At 47.9% G+C, this 18226-nt stretch carries 15 protein-coding genes, 1 tRNA gene, 2 rRNA genes and 2 pseudogenes; 8 read left to right on the forward strand and 12 right to left on the reverse strand.

The genetic code is table 11. The features are described from left to right. Positions 1-307 precede the first annotated feature (307 nt). The 3 genes from G7083_RS06745 to G7083_RS06755 all read left to right on the forward strand — a co-directional run bounded on the left by G7083_RS06745 (position 308) and on the right by G7083_RS06755 (position 3551). Positions 308-3194 (forward strand): 23S ribosomal RNA (locus G7083_RS06745). A gap of 131 nt (positions 3195-3325) precedes the next feature. Further along, positions 3326-3441: ribosomal RNA gene (gene rrf / locus G7083_RS06750) — 5S ribosomal RNA — on the forward strand. 33 nt (positions 3442-3474) lie between these two features. Then, positions 3475-3551 (forward strand) — tRNA-Asp (locus tag G7083_RS06755). A 98-nt stretch (positions 3552-3649) separates the two neighbouring features. Here G7083_RS06755 and G7083_RS06760 read toward each other — a convergent pair. From G7083_RS06760 to glnA, 12 genes and pseudogenes are all read right to left on the reverse strand, one after another. Next, positions 3650-3919 (reverse strand): annotated as a pseudogene (locus G7083_RS06760) (transposase); the annotation flags it as partial. 14 nt (positions 3920-3933) lie between these two features. Next, positions 3934-4203: pseudogene (locus G7083_RS06765) on the reverse strand (transposase); the annotation flags it as partial. 14 nt (positions 4204-4217) lie between these two features. Further along, a protein-coding gene (locus G7083_RS15125) for an IS630 family transposase (RefSeq protein WP_240911891.1) occupies positions 4218-5253 on the reverse strand; the annotation gives its coding sequence in 2 pieces (ribosomal slippage) (positions 4218-4793 and positions 4795-5253; 1035 coding nt in all). A 37-nt stretch (positions 5254-5290) separates the two neighbouring features. Further along, positions 5291-5659: a transposase gene (locus G7083_RS06780; RefSeq protein ID WP_166015005.1), complete on the reverse strand. Its 369-nt coding sequence runs from the start codon at positions 5657-5659 to the stop codon at positions 5291-5293. Further along, positions 5613-6083, reverse strand: a complete 471-nt coding sequence (locus G7083_RS06785) for an IS630 family transposase (protein WP_166014023.1) — start codon at positions 6081-6083, stop codon at positions 5613-5615. The genes G7083_RS06780 and G7083_RS06785 overlap by 47 nt, the downstream gene beginning before the upstream one ends. A 37-nt stretch (positions 6084-6120) precedes the next feature. Beyond that, on the reverse strand, positions 6121-6489 hold the full coding sequence (locus G7083_RS06790; protein ID WP_166015005.1) for a transposase: 369 nt from the start codon (positions 6487-6489) through the stop codon (positions 6121-6123). Beyond that, positions 6443-6913, reverse strand: coding sequence for an IS630 family transposase (locus G7083_RS06795; protein ID WP_166014023.1), 471 nt, complete (start codon positions 6911-6913; stop codon positions 6443-6445). The genes G7083_RS06790 and G7083_RS06795 overlap by 47 nt, the downstream gene beginning before the upstream one ends. A 117-nt stretch (positions 6914-7030) precedes the next feature. After that, a complete protein-coding gene (gene add, locus G7083_RS06800) occupies positions 7031-8035 on the reverse strand; it encodes an adenosine deaminase (protein ID WP_166014093.1) in 1005 nt (334 codons plus the stop codon). 114 nt (positions 8036-8149) lie between these two features. Further along, on the reverse strand, positions 8150-9550 hold the full coding sequence (gene glnG, locus G7083_RS06805; protein ID WP_166014094.1) for a nitrogen regulation protein NR(I): 1401 nt from the start codon (positions 9548-9550) through the stop codon (positions 8150-8152). Between the two features lie 35 nt (positions 9551-9585). Next, positions 9586-10632 (reverse strand): nitrogen regulation protein NR(II), encoded by a 1047-nt coding sequence (gene glnL, locus G7083_RS06810; protein ID WP_166015006.1) that lies wholly within the window; start codon positions 10630-10632, stop codon positions 9586-9588. A gap of 129 nt (positions 10633-10761) precedes the next feature. Continuing rightward, positions 10762-11337, reverse strand: coding sequence for a DUF4124 domain-containing protein (locus G7083_RS06815; protein WP_166014095.1), 576 nt, complete (start codon positions 11335-11337; stop codon positions 10762-10764). 178 nt (positions 11338-11515) lie between these two features. Further along, entirely contained in the window at positions 11516-12925 is a 1410-nt protein-coding gene (glnA, locus tag G7083_RS06820) for a glutamate--ammonia ligase (RefSeq protein ID WP_166014096.1), read from the reverse strand. 484 nt (positions 12926-13409) lie between these two features. On the opposite strand from glnA, the gene typA reads away from it, so the two are divergent. The 5 genes from typA (at position 13410) to G7083_RS06845 (ending at position 18212) form a co-directional block, all read left to right on the forward strand. Beyond that, positions 13410-15239 (forward strand): translational GTPase TypA, encoded by a 1830-nt coding sequence (typA, locus tag G7083_RS06825; RefSeq protein ID WP_166015007.1) that lies wholly within the window; start codon positions 13410-13412, stop codon positions 15237-15239. Between the two features lie 92 nt (positions 15240-15331). Then, positions 15332-15877: an AAA family ATPase gene (locus tag G7083_RS06830; RefSeq protein ID WP_166014097.1), complete on the forward strand. Its 546-nt coding sequence runs from the start codon at positions 15332-15334 to the stop codon at positions 15875-15877. A 24-nt stretch (positions 15878-15901) separates the two neighbouring features. Then, positions 15902-16831, forward strand: coding sequence for a virulence factor BrkB family protein (locus tag G7083_RS06835; protein WP_166014098.1), 930 nt, complete (start codon positions 15902-15904; stop codon positions 16829-16831). Further along, complete coding sequence (gene dtd / locus G7083_RS06840) at positions 16803-17237, forward strand: D-aminoacyl-tRNA deacylase (protein ID WP_166014099.1); 435 nt, start codon at positions 16803-16805, stop codon at positions 17235-17237. Before G7083_RS06835 ends, dtd begins: the two co-directional genes overlap by 29 nt. Before the next feature lie 48 nt (positions 17238-17285). Beyond that, entirely contained in the window at positions 17286-18212 is a 927-nt protein-coding gene (locus tag G7083_RS06845; RefSeq protein WP_166014100.1) for a bifunctional GNAT family N-acetyltransferase/hotdog fold thioesterase, read from the forward strand. Positions 18213-18226: the final 14 nt, after the last annotated feature.

An 18226-nucleotide genomic window follows, 5' to 3' on the forward strand; every position in this document is an offset into this window, starting at 1 on the left:
AATTGTTGTGTGGTTCGGTTTTTTGCCGCCGAGAGTCTTTAGAAAGTGTCTCTTAGTGATAAGAAATATCTTGCTCTTTAACAATTTGGAAAGCTGACAAAACAACAAATTCGTTTGTTGTTTGTAAAGTTCTCAATGTTTATCGAAAGATAAACACCAACAACACATTCAAGTGTGCTTGGTATCGAATAAGGCTAAGGTCTTGTTCAAAATTTGAGTCCGGCAAAATCTGTCTCGCACTCATGTAAATAAACGCGAGACAACTTAGGTTGTTTAAACAACAACCCGAAACTCCTTCGGGTTGTATGGTTAAGTGACTAAGCGTACACGGTGGATGCCTGGGCAGTCAGAGGCGATGAAGGACGTACTAACTTGCGATAAGCGCAGATAAGGCAGTAAGAGCCGTTTGAGTCTGCGATTTCCGAATGGGGAAACCCAACTGCATAAGCAGTTACTGTTAACTGAATACATAGGTTAACAGAGCAAACCGGGGGAACTGAAACATCTAAGTACCCCGAGGAGAAGAAATCAACCGAGATTCCGGTAGTAGCGGCGAGCGAACCTGGATTAGCCCTTAAGCACTCGTTGAAGTAGGTGAACAAGCTGGAAAGCTTGGCGAAACAGGGTGATAGCCCCGTAACCGACGCTTCATCGAGCGTGAAATCGAGTAGGGCGGGACACGTGATATCCTGTCTGAATATGGGGGGACCATCCTCCAAGGCTAAATACTCCTGACTGACCGATAGTGAACCAGTACCGTGAGGGAAAGGCGAAAAGAACCCCTGTGAGGGGAGTGAAATAGAACCTGAAACCGTGTACGTACAAGCAGTAGGAGCACCTTCGTGGTGTGACTGCGTACCTTTTGTATAATGGGTCAGCGACTTATATTCAGTGGCAAGGTTAACCGTATAGGGGAGCCGTAGCGAAAGCGAGTCTTAACTGGGCGTTCAGTCTCTGGATATAGACCCGAAACCGGGTGATCTAGCCATGGGCAGGTTGAAGGTTGAGTAACATCAACTGGAGGACCGAACCGACTAATGTTGAAAAATTAGCGGATGACTTGTGGCTAGGGGTGAAAGGCCAATCAAACTCGGAGATAGCTGGTTCTCCCCGAAAGCTATTTAGGTAGCGCCTCGGACGAATACTACTGGGGGTAGAGCACTGTTAAGGCTAGGGGGTCATCCCGACTTACCAACCCTTTGCAAACTCCGAATACCAGTAAGTACTATCCGGGAGACACACGGCGGGTGCTAACGTCCGTCGTGGAGAGGGAAACAACCCAGACCGCCAGCTAAGGTCCCAAAGTATTGCTAAGTGGGAAACGATGTGGGAAGGCTCAGACAGCTAGGATGTTGGCTTAGAAGCAGCCATCATTTAAAGAAAGCGTAATAGCTCACTAGTCGAGTCGGCCTGCGCGGAAGATGTAACGGGGCTAAGCAATACACCGAAGCTGCGGCAATATCTTTTAGATATTGGGTAGGGGAGCGTTCTGTAAGCCGTTGAAGGTGAACTGTAAGGTTTGCTGGAGGTATCAGAAGTGCGAATGCTGACATGAGTAACGACAAAGGGGGTGAAAAACCTCCTCGCCGGAAGACCAAGGGTTCCTGTCCAACGTTAATCGGGGCAGGGTGAGTCGACCCCTAAGGTGAGGCCGAAAGGCGTAATCGATGGGAAACGGGTTAATATTCCCGTACTTCTGACTATTGCGATGGGGGGACGGAGAAGGCTAGGTGGGCCAGGCGACGGTTGTCCTGGTTCAAGTGCGTAGGCTTGAGAGTTAGGTAAATCCGGCTCTCTCTAAGGCTGAGACACGACGTCGAGCTGCTACGGCAGTGAAGTCATTGATGCCATGCTTCCAGGAAAAGCCTCTAAGCTTCAGATAGTCAGGAATCGTACCCCAAACCGACACAGGTGGTCGGGTAGAGAATACCAAGGCGCTTGAGAGAACTCGGGTGAAGGAACTAGGCAAAATGGTACCGTAACTTCGGGAGAAGGTACGCTCTTGATGGTGAAGTCCCTCGCGGATGGAGCTGACGAGAGTCGCAGATACCAGGTGGCTGCAACTGTTTATTAAAAACACAGCACTGTGCAAAATCGCAAGATGACGTATACGGTGTGACGCCTGCCCGGTGCCGGAAGGTTAATTGATGGGGTTAGCGTAAGCGAAGCTCTTGATCGAAGCCCCGGTAAACGGCGGCCGTAACTATAACGGTCCTAAGGTAGCGAAATTCCTTGTCGGGTAAGTTCCGACCTGCACGAATGGCGTAATGATGGCCACGCTGTCTCCACCCGAGACTCAGTGAAATTGAAATCGCTGTGAAGATGCAGTGTACCCGCGGCTAGACGGAAAGACCCCGTGAACCTTTACTACAGCTTGGCACTGAACATTGAACCTACATGTGTAGGATAGGTGGGAGGCTATGAAGACGTGACGCCAGTTGCGTTGGAGCCGTCCTTGAAATACCACCCTTGTATGTTTGATGTTCTAACTTAGCCCCATTATCTGGGGTGAGGACAGTGCCTGGTGGGTAGTTTGACTGGGGCGGTCTCCTCCCAAAGAGTAACGGAGGAGCACGAAGGTGGGCTAATCACGGTTGGACATCGTGAGGTTAGTGCAATGGCATAAGCCCGCTTAACTGCGAGAATGACGGTTCGAGCAGGTGCGAAAGCAGGTCATAGTGATCCGGTGGTTCTGTATGGAAGGGCCATCGCTCAACGGATAAAAGGTACTCCGGGGATAACAGGCTGATACCGCCCAAGAGTTCATATCGACGGCGGTGTTTGGCACCTCGATGTCGGCTCATCACATCCTGGGGCTGAAGTCGGTCCCAAGGGTATGGCTGTTCGCCATTTAAAGTGGTACGCGAGCTGGGTTTAGAACGTCGTGAGACAGTTCGGTCCCTATCTGCCGTGGGCGTTGGAAGATTGAAGGGGGCTGCTCCTAGTACGAGAGGACCGGAGTGGACGAACCTCTGGTGTTCGGGTTGTGTCGCCAGACGCATTGCCCGGTAGCTAAGTTCGGAATTGATAAGCGCTGAAAGCATCTAAGCGCGAAGCGAGCCCTGAGATGAGTCTTCCCTGATACTTTAAGTATCCTAAAGGGTTGTTCGAGACTAGAACGTTGATAGGCAGGGTGTGTAAGCGTTGTGAGGCGTTGAGCTAACCTGTACTAATTGCCCGTGAGGCTTAACCATACAACACCCAAGGGGTTTTGTAGTGGACTCAAAGCTAAGCGCATAAGAATGTGTTGAGAGAATGAAGACAGCTTTCCAGAATTGTTGGTTATCACTTTTTAAGAAAAAGTGAAATCAAAAACAGAATTTTGCTTGGCGACCATAGCGTTTTGGACCCACCTGATTCCATCCCGAACTCAGAAGTGAAACGAAACAGCGTCGATGGTAGTGTGGGGTTTCCCCATGTGAGAGTAGAACATCGCCAGGCTTTTAATTTAGCACCAAGCGCTAACCAGACAGCGGAGCGGTAGTTCAGTTGGTTAGAATACCGGCCTGTCACGCCGGGGGTCGCGGGTTCGAGTCCCGTCCGCTCCGCCACTTATTATGAAACCCAGTCTTCGGACTGGGTTTTTTGCTATTGGCTATTTGCTCTCTACGCTTGATACCAATCTGGAAAATTATACCAATCTGGAAAATTAACTGGTCAGCTCTATCCACCTTCTCGAACACATCTGTCTGACTCTGGCCGAGCATTCCAAAAAACTATTCCAAGCCCGACATACTTTGGAGACAATGTCTTCGTAATCCGTAAAAGACTGGTTGGCTAGATAGTGTTGTCTTAACCAACTCCATACTTGTTCTATTGGATTCAACTCAGGGGAATAGGGCGGGAGTTTGATGACACTGAGGTTCTGAAATTCATTGGCAATATCTTCTGTGTGCCAGCTTGCACCATCCATAATGATACCAATCTGGAAAATTAACTGGTCAGATCTATCCACCTTCTCGAACACATCTGTCTGACTCTGGCCGAGCATTCCAAAAAACTATTCCAAGCCCGACATACTTTGGAGACAATGTCTTCGTAATCCGTAAAAGACTGGTTGGCTAGATAGTGTTGTCTTAACCAACTCCATACTTGTTCTATTGGATTCAACTCAGGGGAATAGGGCGGGAGTTTGATGACACTGAGGTTCTGAAATTCATTGGCAATATCTTCTGTGTGCCAGCTTGCACCATCCATAATGATACCAATCTGGAAAATTAACTGGTCAGCTCTATCCACCTTCTCGAACACATCTGTCTGACTCTGGCCGAGCATTTCAAAAAACTATTCCAAGCCCGACATACTTTGGAGACAATGTCTTCGTAATCCGTAAAAGACTGGTTGGCTAGATAGTGTTGTCTTAACCAACTCCATACTTGTTCTATTGGATTCAACTCAGGGGAATAGGGCGGGAGTTTGATGACACTGAGGTTCTGAAATTCATTGGCAATATCTTCTGTGTGCCAGCTTGCACCATCCATAATGACCACTGCGTGACGACCTTTTTCGGTCACCGCGGAGATCTGCCTAAGATGCTCAACCATAAGGTCCTTGTTAACCCAAGGAACGACCATCGCCTCGCCAATGCCTCTAGCGGGACAGACAGAACCAAACAGATACGCATATTCAAATTGTTGTTGCTTCACGGCTCTGGGACGTGTTCCTTTTTCTGCCCATAACCGTGTGGTGGTGTTTTGTTGCCCAAATCTGGCTTCATCCTGAAACCAGACATCAACCCGTTCTAAAGCGATATGTCCTGGGATCTTCAGGATCGTTTCAATTTTAAATTTTTTTAAAATCGTCTTGGATTTGCTGGGATTGACGAGGATGTTTGGAGCGAGAAGTTACCCAAGAGAACCCCATGTGCTCGAGCAGGTAATAGATAGAATCAGGGTGGTAGTGCTGGCCAAATTCTTTCACGATATAAGCGTGGATGTCGGCCCCTGTGAGTCGTCCGCCTAGTGTATCATTGGCTTTATCTTTGATGTATTGGCTCAATTGCTCTCTTTGCTTGGATGTTAAGAATGGTGGTCGTCCCGTTCTTGGTTTTTCCTTGAGGCCTTCTAATCCTTCCTCAAGAAAAGTGTGAACCCACCGATTAACACTGGTTCGGCTGACCTTAAGAAACTTGGCGATTTGGGTGCGAGAGTGCCCATCTTTGAAATGGTCGAGGGCCAGCAGTCTCATTTTCATCTGAATAGATTTCTGCTGGCTTGCGAGCTTTTTAAAGTCGATATTATTGAGGCTGTCCATAGTGAATAAGTTCTATCGTTGAATGCCCTCAATTAGATCATATTTTTTCTTTGGTTGGTATGACCACTGCGTGACGACCTTTTTCGGTCACCGCGGAGATCTGCCTAAGATGCTCAACCATAAGGTCCTTGTTAACCCAAGGAACGACCATCGCCTCGCCAATGCCTCTAGCGGGACAGACAGAACCAAACAGATACGCATATTCAAATTGTTGTTGCTTCACGGCTCTGGGACGTGTTCCTTTTTCTGCCCATAACCGTGTGGTGGTGTTTTGTTGCCCAAATCTGGCTTCATCCTGAAACCAGACATCAACCCGTTCTAAAGCGATATGTCCTGGGATCTTCAGGATCGTTTCAATTTTAAATTTTTTTAAAATCGTCTTGGATTTGCTGGGATTGACGAGGATGTTTGGAGCGAGAAGTTACCCAAGAGAACCCCATGTGCTCGAGCAGGTAATAGATAGAATCAGGGTGGTAGTGCTGGCCAAATTCTTTCACGATATAAGCGTGGATGTCGGCCCCTGTGAGTCGTCCGCCTAGTGTATCATTGGCTTTATCTTTGATGTATTGGCTCAATTGCTCTCTTTGCTTGGATGTTAAGAATGGTGGTCGTCCCGTTCTTGGTTTTTCCTTGAGGCCTTCTAATCCTTCCTCAAGAAAAGTGTGAACCCACCGATTAACACTGGTTCGGCTGACCTTAAGAAACTTGGCGATTTGGGTGCGAGAGTGCCCATCTTTGAAATGGTCGAGGGCCAGCAGTCTCATTTTCATCTGAATAGATTTCTGCTGGCTTGCGAGCTTTTTAAAGTCGATATTATTGAGGCTGTCCATAGTGAATAAGTTCTATCGTTGAATGCCCTCAATTAGATCATATTTTTTCTTTGGTTGGTATGACCACTGCGTGACGACCTTTTTCGGTCACCGCGGAGATCTGCCTAAGATGCTCAACCATAAGGTCCTTGTTAACCCAAGGAACGACCATCGCCTCGCCAATGCCTCTAGCGGGACAGACAGAACCAAACAGATACGCATATTCAAATTGTTGTTGCTTCACGGCTCTGGGACGTGTTCCTTTTTCTGCCCATAACCGTGTGGTGGTGTTTTGTTGCCCAAATCTGGCTTCATCCTGAAACCAGACATCAACCCGTTCTAAAGCGATATGTCCTGGGATCTTCAGGATCGTTTCAATTTTAAATTTTTTTAAAATCGTCTTGGATTTGCTGGGATTGACGAGGATGTTTGGAGCGAGAAGTTACCCAAGAGAACCCCATGTGCTCGAGCAGGTAATAGATAGAATCAGGGTGGTAGTGCTGGCCAAATTCTTTCACGATATAAGCGTGGATGTCGGCCCCTGTGAGTCGTCCGCCTAGTGTATCATTGGCTTTATCTTTGATGTATTGGCTCAATTGCTCTCTTTGCTTGGACGTTAAGAATGGTGGTCGTCCCGTTCTTGGTTTTTCCTTGAGGCCTTCTAATCCTTCCTCAAGAAAAGTGTGAACCCACCGATTAACACTGGTTCGGCTGACCTTAAGAAACTTGGCGATTTGGGTGCGAGAGTGCCCATCTTTGAAATGGTCGAGGGCCAGCAGTCTCATTTTCATCTGAATAGATTTCTGCTGGCTTGCGAGCTTTTTAAAGTCGATATTATTGAGGCTGTCCATAGTGAATAAGTTCTATCGTTGAATGCCCTCAATTAGATCATATTTTTTCTTTGATTGGTATAAAAAACCGATGCACAAGACATCGGTTGATTAAGCATGGCAAGACTGCAAGCGGTTTTAAACACGTAGCGCTGCTTTCGTTAGGAGTGCTTTTTTCTCTACATCAGACAAGAAGGCCAATTCCAAGCCATTGATTTGCGCTTGGCGGATCTGTTGCTGAGTTAAGCCTGCTTGTGGTGCGGCAACGGCATATTCATGCGGTAGTTCAATCCCTTCTACAGCAGGATCATCGGTATTAATACAAGCTAAAATATCGTGTTCTAAAAAGCTCTTCAGTGGGTGGCTGGCTAAGCTGCTGACCGTACTGGTTTGTAGGTTGGAAGTTAGGCAAGATTCGATACCAATCCGATGCTGTGCTAGGTAATCCATCAGTTGTGGATCATCGATAGCTTTCACCCCGTGTCCAATTCGTGTTGCGCCAAGCTCTTTAATCGCTTGCCACATGCTTGCTGGGCCAGCCGCTTCTCCGGCATGCACTGTGACCTGTAAACCTGCATCTCTCACTTGTTTAAAATGTTGAATGAAACGATCACCAGGTTGGCCCAATTCATCACCAGCTAGATCGACTGCCACAATGTGATTTTTCTGGCTGAGGATAGCGTCGAGTTCTTGTTGGCAAGCATCGCTACCAAAGGTCCGGCTCATAATACCGATAAGGTTGGCTTGAATGCCAAAATCACGCACACCCGCACGCACGCCATCGACCACCGCTTCCACCACACCAGCTACCGGTAAATGATGTTTCATTGCCATATAGTAGGGAGAAAAGCGCAGCTCGGCGTAGTCAATCTGGGCATTTAATGCATCTTGCATATTTTCGTAGGCGACTCGGCGGCAAGCATCCAGATCGCCTAGCACTGCAACACCCCAGTCAAGTTTGGATAAAAAAGCGACCAGTGATGGCTCAGCTTCGACAATTTGCACGAAGGGCGTCAGTGTTTCAACACTATTACCGGGCAGTTGAATACCAAACTGTTGTCCGAGCTCAAGAATCGTTTGAGTACGAATGTTGCCATCAAGATGGCGATGCAAATCGGTTAAAGGCAGAGATGAAGTTATCATTATGGTTATCCTGATTAGTCTTTGCCGCTAAGTATAAAAACCAATCCATTACCTGTCAGCTAGTGCTGGACAGGAAAAGGATTAATTTTATTTTTAAGAGGAGTGATTGGTGGCTTAATACAGCTCTTTGAGTTTACGGGTCAGGGTATTTCTACCCCAGCCGAGTACTTTCGCTGCATCTTGCTTATGTCCATTGGTATGCTGAAGTGCGGCCTCTAAAAGGATGCGTTCAAATTCGGGCAGCGCATGGGCGAGCAATTCGGTTTCACCTGAGGTTAAGGCGGATTTAGCCCAGCTTTCTAGCAGTTGCTGCCAACTGATCTCATTTTCAAACTGGTTTGCCTTTTTCTCGCTTAATAGTTCGGAAGGAAGATCGCTCGGCAGTACTTCACTGCCACTGGCCATTACGGTTAGCCAGCGGCATATGTTTTCTAACTGGCGAACGTTACCCGGCCAATCAAGCTTAGTGAGGATCTCGACTGTGCGCGGATTGAGCGTTTTCATCTCTACGGCGAGTTCTTTCGCCGCAAGGGTCAGAAAATGCTTAGTCAGTTTTTCAATATCTTGCCGCCGCTCACGTAGCGAGGGAATATGGATCCGGATCACGTTTAGGCGATGGAACAAGTCTTCGCGAAATTTGCCTTGATGGACTAATTTTTCCAGATTTTGATGGGTAGCGGCAACAATCCGCACATCAACTTTAATCGCACTATGACCGCCAACGCGGTAAAACTGTCCATCGGCCAACACGCGTAGTAGGCGAGTTTGAATATCTAAAGGCATATCGCCAATTTCATCTAAAAATAAAGTGCCGCCATTAGCTTGTTCGAAGCGTCCTTGGCGCACGGTATTGGCTCCGGTGAAAGCGCCCTTTTCATGACCAAACAATTCTGACTCGATCAAATCTTTAGGGATCGCCGCCATATTCAGCGCAATAAACGGCTTTTGCGCTCGCGGGCTATGTCGATGTAGCGCATGCGCGACCAGCTCTTTACCGGTTCCCGATTCGCCATTGATTAATACTGAGATCGAAGAGCGCGATAAACGGCCAATCGCTCGAAACACCTCTTGCATCGCTGGAGCTTCACCGATGATCTCCGGTGCTGAATAGTTTTCACTGGGGCGAGGTGAGGTTTTACGCTGTTCTTGTCCATGTGCAATCGCCCGTTCAACCAAGGTGAGCGTCTCATCTACATCAAAAGGTTTGGGCAGATACTCAAAGGCACCCTGTTGGTAGGCATTCACCGCAGCATCCAAATCGGAGTGAGCGGTCATAATTATCACTGGCAATTCAGGGATCTGCTGGTGAACTTGATTTAGCAGAGCAATACCATCCATGCCCGGCATCCGAATATCAGAAACCAATACGTCCGGTGTTTCACGCCGTAGTGCCATTAATACACTTTCTGCATCTGCGAAGGTTTCGCATTTAATATTGGCGGAGGAGAGCGTTTTCTCCATGACCCAACGGATCGAGCTATCATCATCGACAACCCACACGTATCCTCTACTCATAGATAATCCTTAACAGCAAGTGAATGAACAGCAAATTAAATTGGCAAATAAATGGTAAACATGGTGCGCCCTGGCCAGCTTTGCACCTCGATTTTTCCCTGATGTTGATCGATTAAGTTTTGCGAGATGGATAGGCCTAACCCGCTTCCCCCTTCGCGGCCACTGACCATCGGGTAAAATAGGGTATCTTGTAGTTCTGGTGGGATGCCGGGGCCATTATCAATAATCTCAATACTGGCCACCAGTTTATGCCGTTGACCGTGAATGTTGGCCTGATGCACAGTTCTGGTGCGCAGGGTAATCGTTGCTTGAGGCTGGTCGGCCAAAATTTGTGCGGCATTACGAACGATATTCAGCAAAGCTTGTTCGATCTGATCGGTGTCCATCAAGATATTGGGCAAGCTTGGATCATAATCGCGCTCAAAGACCAGATTGGCCCCTGCTTCTAACACGACCAGTTGACGTACCTTTTCCAAAATAAGGTGCAGGTTTTCCCAAGTTTTTTCACCGGGTCGCTGTGGCCCAAGCAGGCGATCGACTAAGCCGCGTAAGCGATCCGCTTGTTCAATAATAATTTGGGTATATTCGGTGAGATGCGGATCTGGCAGCATGCGCGCGAGCAGTTGAGCGGCGCCTCTTAAGCCACCAAGTGGATTTTTAATTTCATGGGCTAAGCCGCGAACCAATAATTTGGCAGCTTGCTGCTGAGCATGTTGATTGAGTTCTTGAGTGAGCCTGCGCTGCTGTCCAATGGTGCGCATTTCAGCCAGTAACAGCAGCTCCTTTTGCCATGAGATTGGGCTGACTGTGACTTCGAGTAGCAACGGTTTATTATCCACCACCAAGGTAACATCGCTGTCGGTAATGCTCTGTCCACTTTGCAAAGGCTGGGTGAGTAGTTGTAAATCAAGTGACGAGTGTTGAACCAGTTGATGCAGGTTGTAGTTCATCAAGCGTTTGACACTTTGTGAAAACAGTTGCTCTGCGGCTGGGTTGGCATAGCGGATCAGCAGGGTTTCATCGAGTATGAACACCGCAGTGACTTGATGATTGATGATGGTTTGACTTAATTCTTCGCTCACGCTCATTTTCACTCACTACCTACTTAGCACTTCGGTGCACAATATTGGTGCATTACAGTGCTAAGTATGCCGCAAGGGAGTGCAAACAAATAGTCAAACTCCCTGCGCGATCGAGCGCAGGGTCACAGGTTACTCTTGTTTTACCATCGCGCGATGTAGATGCACCGTAATAATTGAGGACGATGCAATAATCTTGCCGTTCTCAATGGCTTGAATGGTGAAGGTGTGAGTGCCGCGATCGATATTTTTCAATGGCCATTGTGCTTGATGGCTCGGGGCACCATAAGGCCGACCATCCATTATTAGTTGCAACTGTTCACCAATCGCCAGCTTGCGGTTGAGCTCGCTGCGGATCAGAATCGAGCCGCTATTACTGCGCAGTGTCTCATCATGTTTCGGAGAAATTAAGCTGATGGCTAACGGTTCGAGTTCTGTTTTCGTCGCTTGAGCTTTTCTGGCCGCGTCAGTGGTGACTAATTTAGTCTCGGTTTGATTCTCTGCGATCGGTTGGCTGGCATCAAAGCTGGGCGCAGGCGCTTGCGCCGCATAATCCGGCAAATGAATCGACTTGGCCTGATCGTTTTGTGGGCTATCACTAAAGTGCAGCACGCCTTGGCTATCAACCCAAGTGTAGATCTGCTGAGCAGTGATTTGCGGTACCCACAATAAACAGATGAGTAGCCACCAGAGACGAGACGCTAGCATAAGCACACCTCAATGAGCGGTAAGTTGGTACAGTATGATTGATGAGCGGATGCTCATATTGGTAATGGTAAGCTAGATGTGAAAGGAATGGTGAGAGGACTAAATAAGCAAAAGGCCCGCCTGCGAGGCGAGCCTAATTATTGATGTAACCTAAATCACGGTTTACAGCCTTGGAGGATTAAACTGAGTAGTACAGTTCAAATTCCAGTGGGTGTACTGCGGTGTTGATGCGTTGTACATCTTTGGTTTTCAGTTCGATATAAGAATCGATGAAATCGTCAGAGAATACGCCCCCAGCGGTTAGGAATTCACGGTCATTGTCTAAGTACTCGAGTGCTTGTTTCAGCGACTCAGCCACTTTTGGAATTTCTGCTGCTTCTTCTGCTGGTAGGTCGTACAAGTCCTTATCCATCGCTTCGCCTGGATGGATCTTATTCTTGATCCCATCAAGACCCGCCATCAGCATTGCAGCAAACGCTAGGTATGGGTTAGCGGCTGGATCTGGGAAGCGAACTTCAATACGGCGCGCTTTCGGGCTTGGTACCACAGGAATACGGATTGATGCAGAACGGTTACGCGCTGAGTAAGCCAGCATAACTGGTGCTTCGTAGTGTGGCACTAGACGCTTGTATGAGTTGGTCGATGGGTTAGTGATCGCATTTAATGCACGAGCATGCTTGATGATACCACCAATGTAGTAAATCGCCATTTCAGACAGGCCGCCGTACTTGTCACCAGCAAATAGGTTAACACCATCTTTAGCTAGTGATTGGTGCACGTGCATACCTGAGCCGTTATCGCCCACTAGTGGCTTAGGCATAAAGGTTGCGGTCTTACCAAAAGCGTGTGCAACGTTGTGTACCACATATTTGTAAGTTTGGATCTCATCCGCTTTGAGAGTCAGCGTGTTAAAACGGGTCGCGATTTCATTTTGACCCGCGGTCGCCACTTCATGGTGATGTGCTTCAACGACCAGTCCCATCTCTTCCATGATCAAACACATCGCAGAGCGGATGTCTTGTGATGAGTCAACAGGAGCGACTGGGAAGTAACCGCCTTTTACGCCAGGACGGTGGCCTTTGTTGCCATCTTCGTATTCAGTACCTGAGTTCCATGCTGCTTCAACATCATCAATCTTGAAGAATGAACCAGACATATTGGTTGAGAATCTCACATCATCAAACAGGAAGAATTCTGGCTCTGGACCAACCAAAACAGTGTCTGCGATGCCTGTGGCGCGCAGGTATTCTTCAGCACGTTTAGCAATCGAGCGTGGGTCACGGTCGTAACCTTGCATGGTGGTTGGTTCTAAGATGTCACAACGAATGTTCAGTGTTGCATCTTCAGTAAAAGGATCGAGCACGGCACTGGCTGGATCAGGCATCATCACCATGTCAGATTCGTTGATACCTTTCCAGCCACCGAGTGATGAGCCGTCGAACATCTTACCGTCTTCGAAGAAGTCAGCATCAATTTGGTGAGCAGGGATTGAGATATGTTGCTCTTTACCTTTGGTATCGGTAAAGCGTAGGTCAACAAACTTAACTTCGTTTTCTTGGATCAGCGATAGAACATTTTCTACTGACATCTTGAATAACCTCCGGTGTTAATAAGCGGTATGGGTTCGAGTCTTAAATAAATCGGTCAAGCTTATGACATTTAATCAAGCATAAGCGCTGCTGTATTTAATTAAGCGAAAACCGTGCCATTTTTATAAATCCAATATAAATCATAGTCTTGTTAGAAATAGGTTGGTTTTTTAATGCTATGCCGCACCAAAAAGATCCCACCTTGCACCATAATTGTGCGGTAATGAATTGTGCTGCACCATGTTCTAGCAAAACGTTTGCTATTTCGCGCTCAATCACTGAGCTTGTCAATCATTTGGCTACCGAAAAGCGGTCATATAGCGTTAGTAGATCAGCAAAATGAAGAAAAAGTCGCCGATTTCAGCGTGACAGATCACATATTTCTAGGTTTTTTGCTAGAATCTGGTACATTATTCGCCGTTTTTGAACCATGTTCGGCGACTGTTTTGGCAGCCAGCCTCAATGAAAAGTGAAGTAATCCCAATGACCACTCCGCAAATTGAAAAATTAAGAAACATCGCGATTATCGCGCACGTTGACCACGGTAAAACTACCTTGGTTGACAAACTGCTCCAGCAATCCGGCACGCTAGAGTCTCGCGGTGATGTTGAAGAGCGAGTCATGGACTCGAACGACATTGAAAAAGAGCGTGGTATCACCATTTTGGCGAAAAACACCGCCATTAACTGGAATGACTACCGGATCAACATCGTAGATACCCCAGGACACGCCGACTTTGGTGGTGAAGTAGAGCGTATCATGTCGATGGTAGATTCAGTACTACTGATCGTTGATGCCGTTGATGGCCCGATGCCACAAACGCGTTTCGTAACTCAAAAAGCGTTCGCCCACGGCTTGAAGCCAATCGTTGTCATTAACAAAATTGACCGTCCTGGCGCACGTCCTGATTGGGTAATGGATCAGGTGTTTGACCTGTTCGATAACCTAGGTGCGACCGATGAACAGCTCGACTTCCAAGTGGTTTACGCTTCAGCACTGAATGGCTGGGCAACCTTAGTTGAAGGCGAAACTGGCGAAAACATGGAGCCGCTGTTCCAAGCCATCGTTGATAACGTAGCTGCGCCACAAGTTGACCTTGATGGTCCGCTGCAAATGCAAATTTCTCAACTGGATTACAGCTCTTACGTGGGTGTTATTGGGGTTGGCCGTATTAAGCGCGGTAAAGTAAAACCAAACCAACAAGTAACAGTGATCGGCGCGGATGGTAAGAAGCGCAACGGTAAAGTCGGTACTGTGCTGGGTTATCTTGGTCTGCAACGTTCTGAAACGGATCAAGCGACCGCGGGTGACATCGTGGCAGTAACTGGCCTTGGCGAGCTGAAAATCTCAGACACAATTTGTGATATAAACACCATTGAAGCACTGCCGCCGCTAAGCGTTGATGAGCCAACCGTAACCATGACTTTCCAAGTCAACACCTCACCGTTTGCTGGTAAAGAAGGTAAGTTCGTGACTTCACGTAACATCCTTGAGCGTCTGGAAAAAGAGCTGGTACACAACGTAGCACTGCGTGTTGAAGCGACCGAAGACCCGGATAAATTCCGCGTGTCAGGCCGTGGTGAACTTCACCTATCAATCCTGATCGAAAATATGCGTCGTGAAGGTTTTGAGCTGGCGGTATCGCGTCCAGAAGTTATTCTTAAGCACGAGAATGGTCAGCTGATGGAACCGTTTGAAACGGTAACTATCGATGTGCAAGAAGAGCACCAAGGCGGCATCATGGAGAAAATCGGCATGCGTAAAGGCGAGCTGAAAGATATGTCTCCAGATGGTAAAGGCCGCGTTCGTTTGGATTTCGTGATGCCTTCTCGTGGCTTGATCGGTTTCCAAACTGAATTTATGACCCTGACTTCAGGTTCAGGCTTGCTGTACCATACGTTTGATCACTATGCTCCACACAAAGGTGGTGAAATCGGCCAACGTATGAACGGAGTGCTGATCTCAAATGGTATGGGCAAAGCTCTGACCAACGCGCTGTTTAACTTACAAGATCGTGGTCGCCTGTTTATTGGTCACGGTGTGGAAGTTTATGAAGGTATGGTGATCGGTATTCATAGCCGTGATAACGACCTGACGGTAAACCCACTGAAAGGTAAACAGCTAACCAACGTGCGTGCATCAGGTACTGATGATGCGCAGGTGCTGTCACCACCAATCATCATGACTCTTGAGCAAGCGCTTGAGTTTATCGATGACGATGAGTTGGTAGAAGTTACCCCAGTTAGCATTCGTATCCGTAAACGCTTCCTGACCGAAAACGATCGTAAGCGCGCTTCTCGTGATGCGAAATAATTACTGATTCTAGCATTGTGACTAGATAAGTAATGTAAGCCCTTAGCTGTTGCAGTTAAGGGCTTTATTTTTATGAGTAAAAGGGAAACTGTATGCCCGTTGTGATTATTTCTGGTGGACCCGGAGCCGGTAAAACCACCTTGTTGCAAGGATTAGCGCAGCATGGCTACCACACTTATCCGGAAGTGCCGCGTCAGTTGATTGAACAACAAAGTGTCATGGCCGATGGAATTTTGCCTTGGCATGATTTAGCGGGGTTTGCTGCACTTTGCTATCAGGCGATGCACGAGCAACAACAGTCGGCGCAACAACAAGCATTGCTTACCTCACAGCCGGTGTTTGTCGATCGTGCAATTGGTGATATCTGTGCTTATCTATGGCAGGCTGAATTGCCAGTGCTGGCTGAGTATCGGCAAGCCAGTTTGGGCTATCATCGACAGGTGTTGATGTGCGAACCAAATCGCATCACTTACCAAGCCGATGAGGTGCGCCCTTATAGTTTTGAACAAGCATTACACATTCATCACCAGTTGGTGAATACTTACACTGAACTCGGCTATCACTGTATTACTGTGCCGATGGCTTCGATTGAGCAGCGGGTGGCTTTTGCATTGGCAAGCTTAGTCGTGACAGGATAGACCCACTAACGACAAGGATGAGTTATGAAATTGACTTACTCTGCGCTTGAACAGCAGGCCCGATTATGGGTCTGTTTTGGGCGCTATCTGCTGACACGGATGAATCATGATCGGGTGAATGTCAACGCCGGTTATCTTGCCTACATCACCTTGTTATCGATCGTGCCGATGTTAGCCGTGTTACTCTCGATCTTGTCTTCATTTGCTGTTTTTGCCAGTGCCGGAGAGGTAATGCAAGATTTTGTGATCGCCAATTTTGTGCCCGCGGCTGGTGAGGTAGTGAAAAGTGCGCTCAACGAATTTATTGCCAATACCGGTAAAATGACTGCTGTGGGTGGCGTATTTCTACTGGTCGCTGCAATCATGCTGATTTCCAATATTGATAATAACCTCAATTATATCTGGCGAGTGCAGCAAAAACGCCGCGCGGTCTTTTCATTCTCAATGTATTGGATGATTTTGACTCTCGGGCCAATTTTAGTTGGCGCGAGCATCGCGGTCAGTTCATACATCACCTCATTGACCATTCTCGATCATCGGGCGCTGTCTGGCGCGTATAAACTATTTTTGCGTTGGTTGCCCTTTGGGTTGTCATTGTGTGCTTTTGGTGGTTTATACCTGCTAGTGCCTAACAAAAAAGTTTATTTTCATCATGCCGTTACTGGGGCTTTACTGGCCGCAGTGTTATTTGAACTGAGTAAAAAAGGTTTTGCGATTTACATCACTCAGTTTCCCTCCTATCAGCTGATTTATGGGGCGATTGCGGCGATTCCAATCCTATTTGTTTGGGTGTATTTAGGCTGGTTGATTGTGCTGGTGGGAGCAGAAGTGACCGCGGCATTAGGTGAGCGTGAGCAGTGGAGTGGTCGATCAGGCATGCTAAACTCTGCGGCAACACAATTGAATAAAACAGAGGAACTACAGAGTGATAGCACTGATCCAGCGCGTAAGTGAAGCGGCCGTTCGAGTTGATGGTGAAGTTGTGGGCGCAATCGAGCAGGGACTATTGGTGCTGCTGGGGGTCGAGCGGGATGATGATCAAGCCAAAGCGCAGCGTTTGGTTGAGCGGGTCACTCGCTATCGAGTATTTGAAGATAGCGCCGGCAAAATGAATTTGAGTGTGCAAGATGTTGGTGGCAGTGTGCTGGTGGTGTCACAATTTACCCTGCCAGCGGATACCAAAAAAGGCACTCGAGCCGGATTTTCACGCGGCGCAGCGCCACAAGAAGCCGAGCGGTTGTATGATTATTTTGCTGATCTTTGCGCACAAATTTTGCCAACGGAACGTGGTCGTTTTGCGGCCGATATGCAAGTCGCACTGATCAATGATGGCCCTGTGACCTTTTGGTTGCAGGCATAATTAAGCTTGCCGCTTAGCGAGCATTCATGTGTGATTCAGGGATTGGTCATGTTCAAACTTATTACACCGAATAGCGATCATCAGCTCAATAAGTATTTCCATTTCCGCTGGCAAATGTTGCGAGAGCCATGGCGGATGCCGCTGGGCTCAGAGCGTGATGAATATGATGCACTGAGTCATCATCGGATGATTGTCGATAGTCGTGGCTACCCTATCGCTATTGGTCGGCTATACATTACCCCAGATTGTGAAGGCCAGATCCGCTTTATGGCGGTTAAGGCGAATCGTCGTTCGAAAGGGATGGGCTCGTTGATCTTAGTCGCGCTTGAAGCGTTAGCACGCCAAGAAGGGGCTAAGCGTTTGGTGTGTAATGCGCGGGAAGATGCAATCCGGTTTTATGCCAAACATGGCTTTGAGCGCCGAGGCGAATTGAGTGATGAGCGTGGCCCGGTGCGTCATCAGCAGATGGTGAAGCCGTTGGATCCGATGCTGAATGTGTTGCGTAAACCGGAGTGGTGCAGTGAACTGCAGCAGCGCTGGGCTAAATACATTCCGATCAGCGATAAAATTGGCATCAAAATTGAGCAATATACCGGTTACCAATTTCAGTGTACCGCCCAGCTCAACCCCAATCTTAATCCACATAATACGCTGTTTGCTGGCTCGGCCTTTACTTTGGCGACCTTAACTGGTTGGGGAATGGCGTGGCTTTTGATGCGCGAGCGTGATCTGCAAGGGGATATTGTGTTGGTGGACAGCCATATTCGTTATCGTCAGCCTGTCTTGCAAAACCCGCTTGCCTCGACTTCGCTGGATGGGATCTCAGGCGATTTGGATCGCCTTGCTGCAGGGCGTAAAGCACGAATTGTGGTGCGGGTGATGATTTTTAGCGCCGATGTGCCGGCCATCGAGTTTGTCGGGACTTACATGTTGATCCCCAACTATAAGGCGCTGATCAGCAAGTCATCCGTTTAAAGGTGAGATTGGCA

The sequence above is a fragment of the Vibrio sp. HDW18 genome (assembly GCF_011306175.1).
Classification (GTDB): domain Bacteria; phylum Pseudomonadota; class Gammaproteobacteria; order Enterobacterales; family Vibrionaceae; genus Vibrio; species Vibrio chanodichtyis.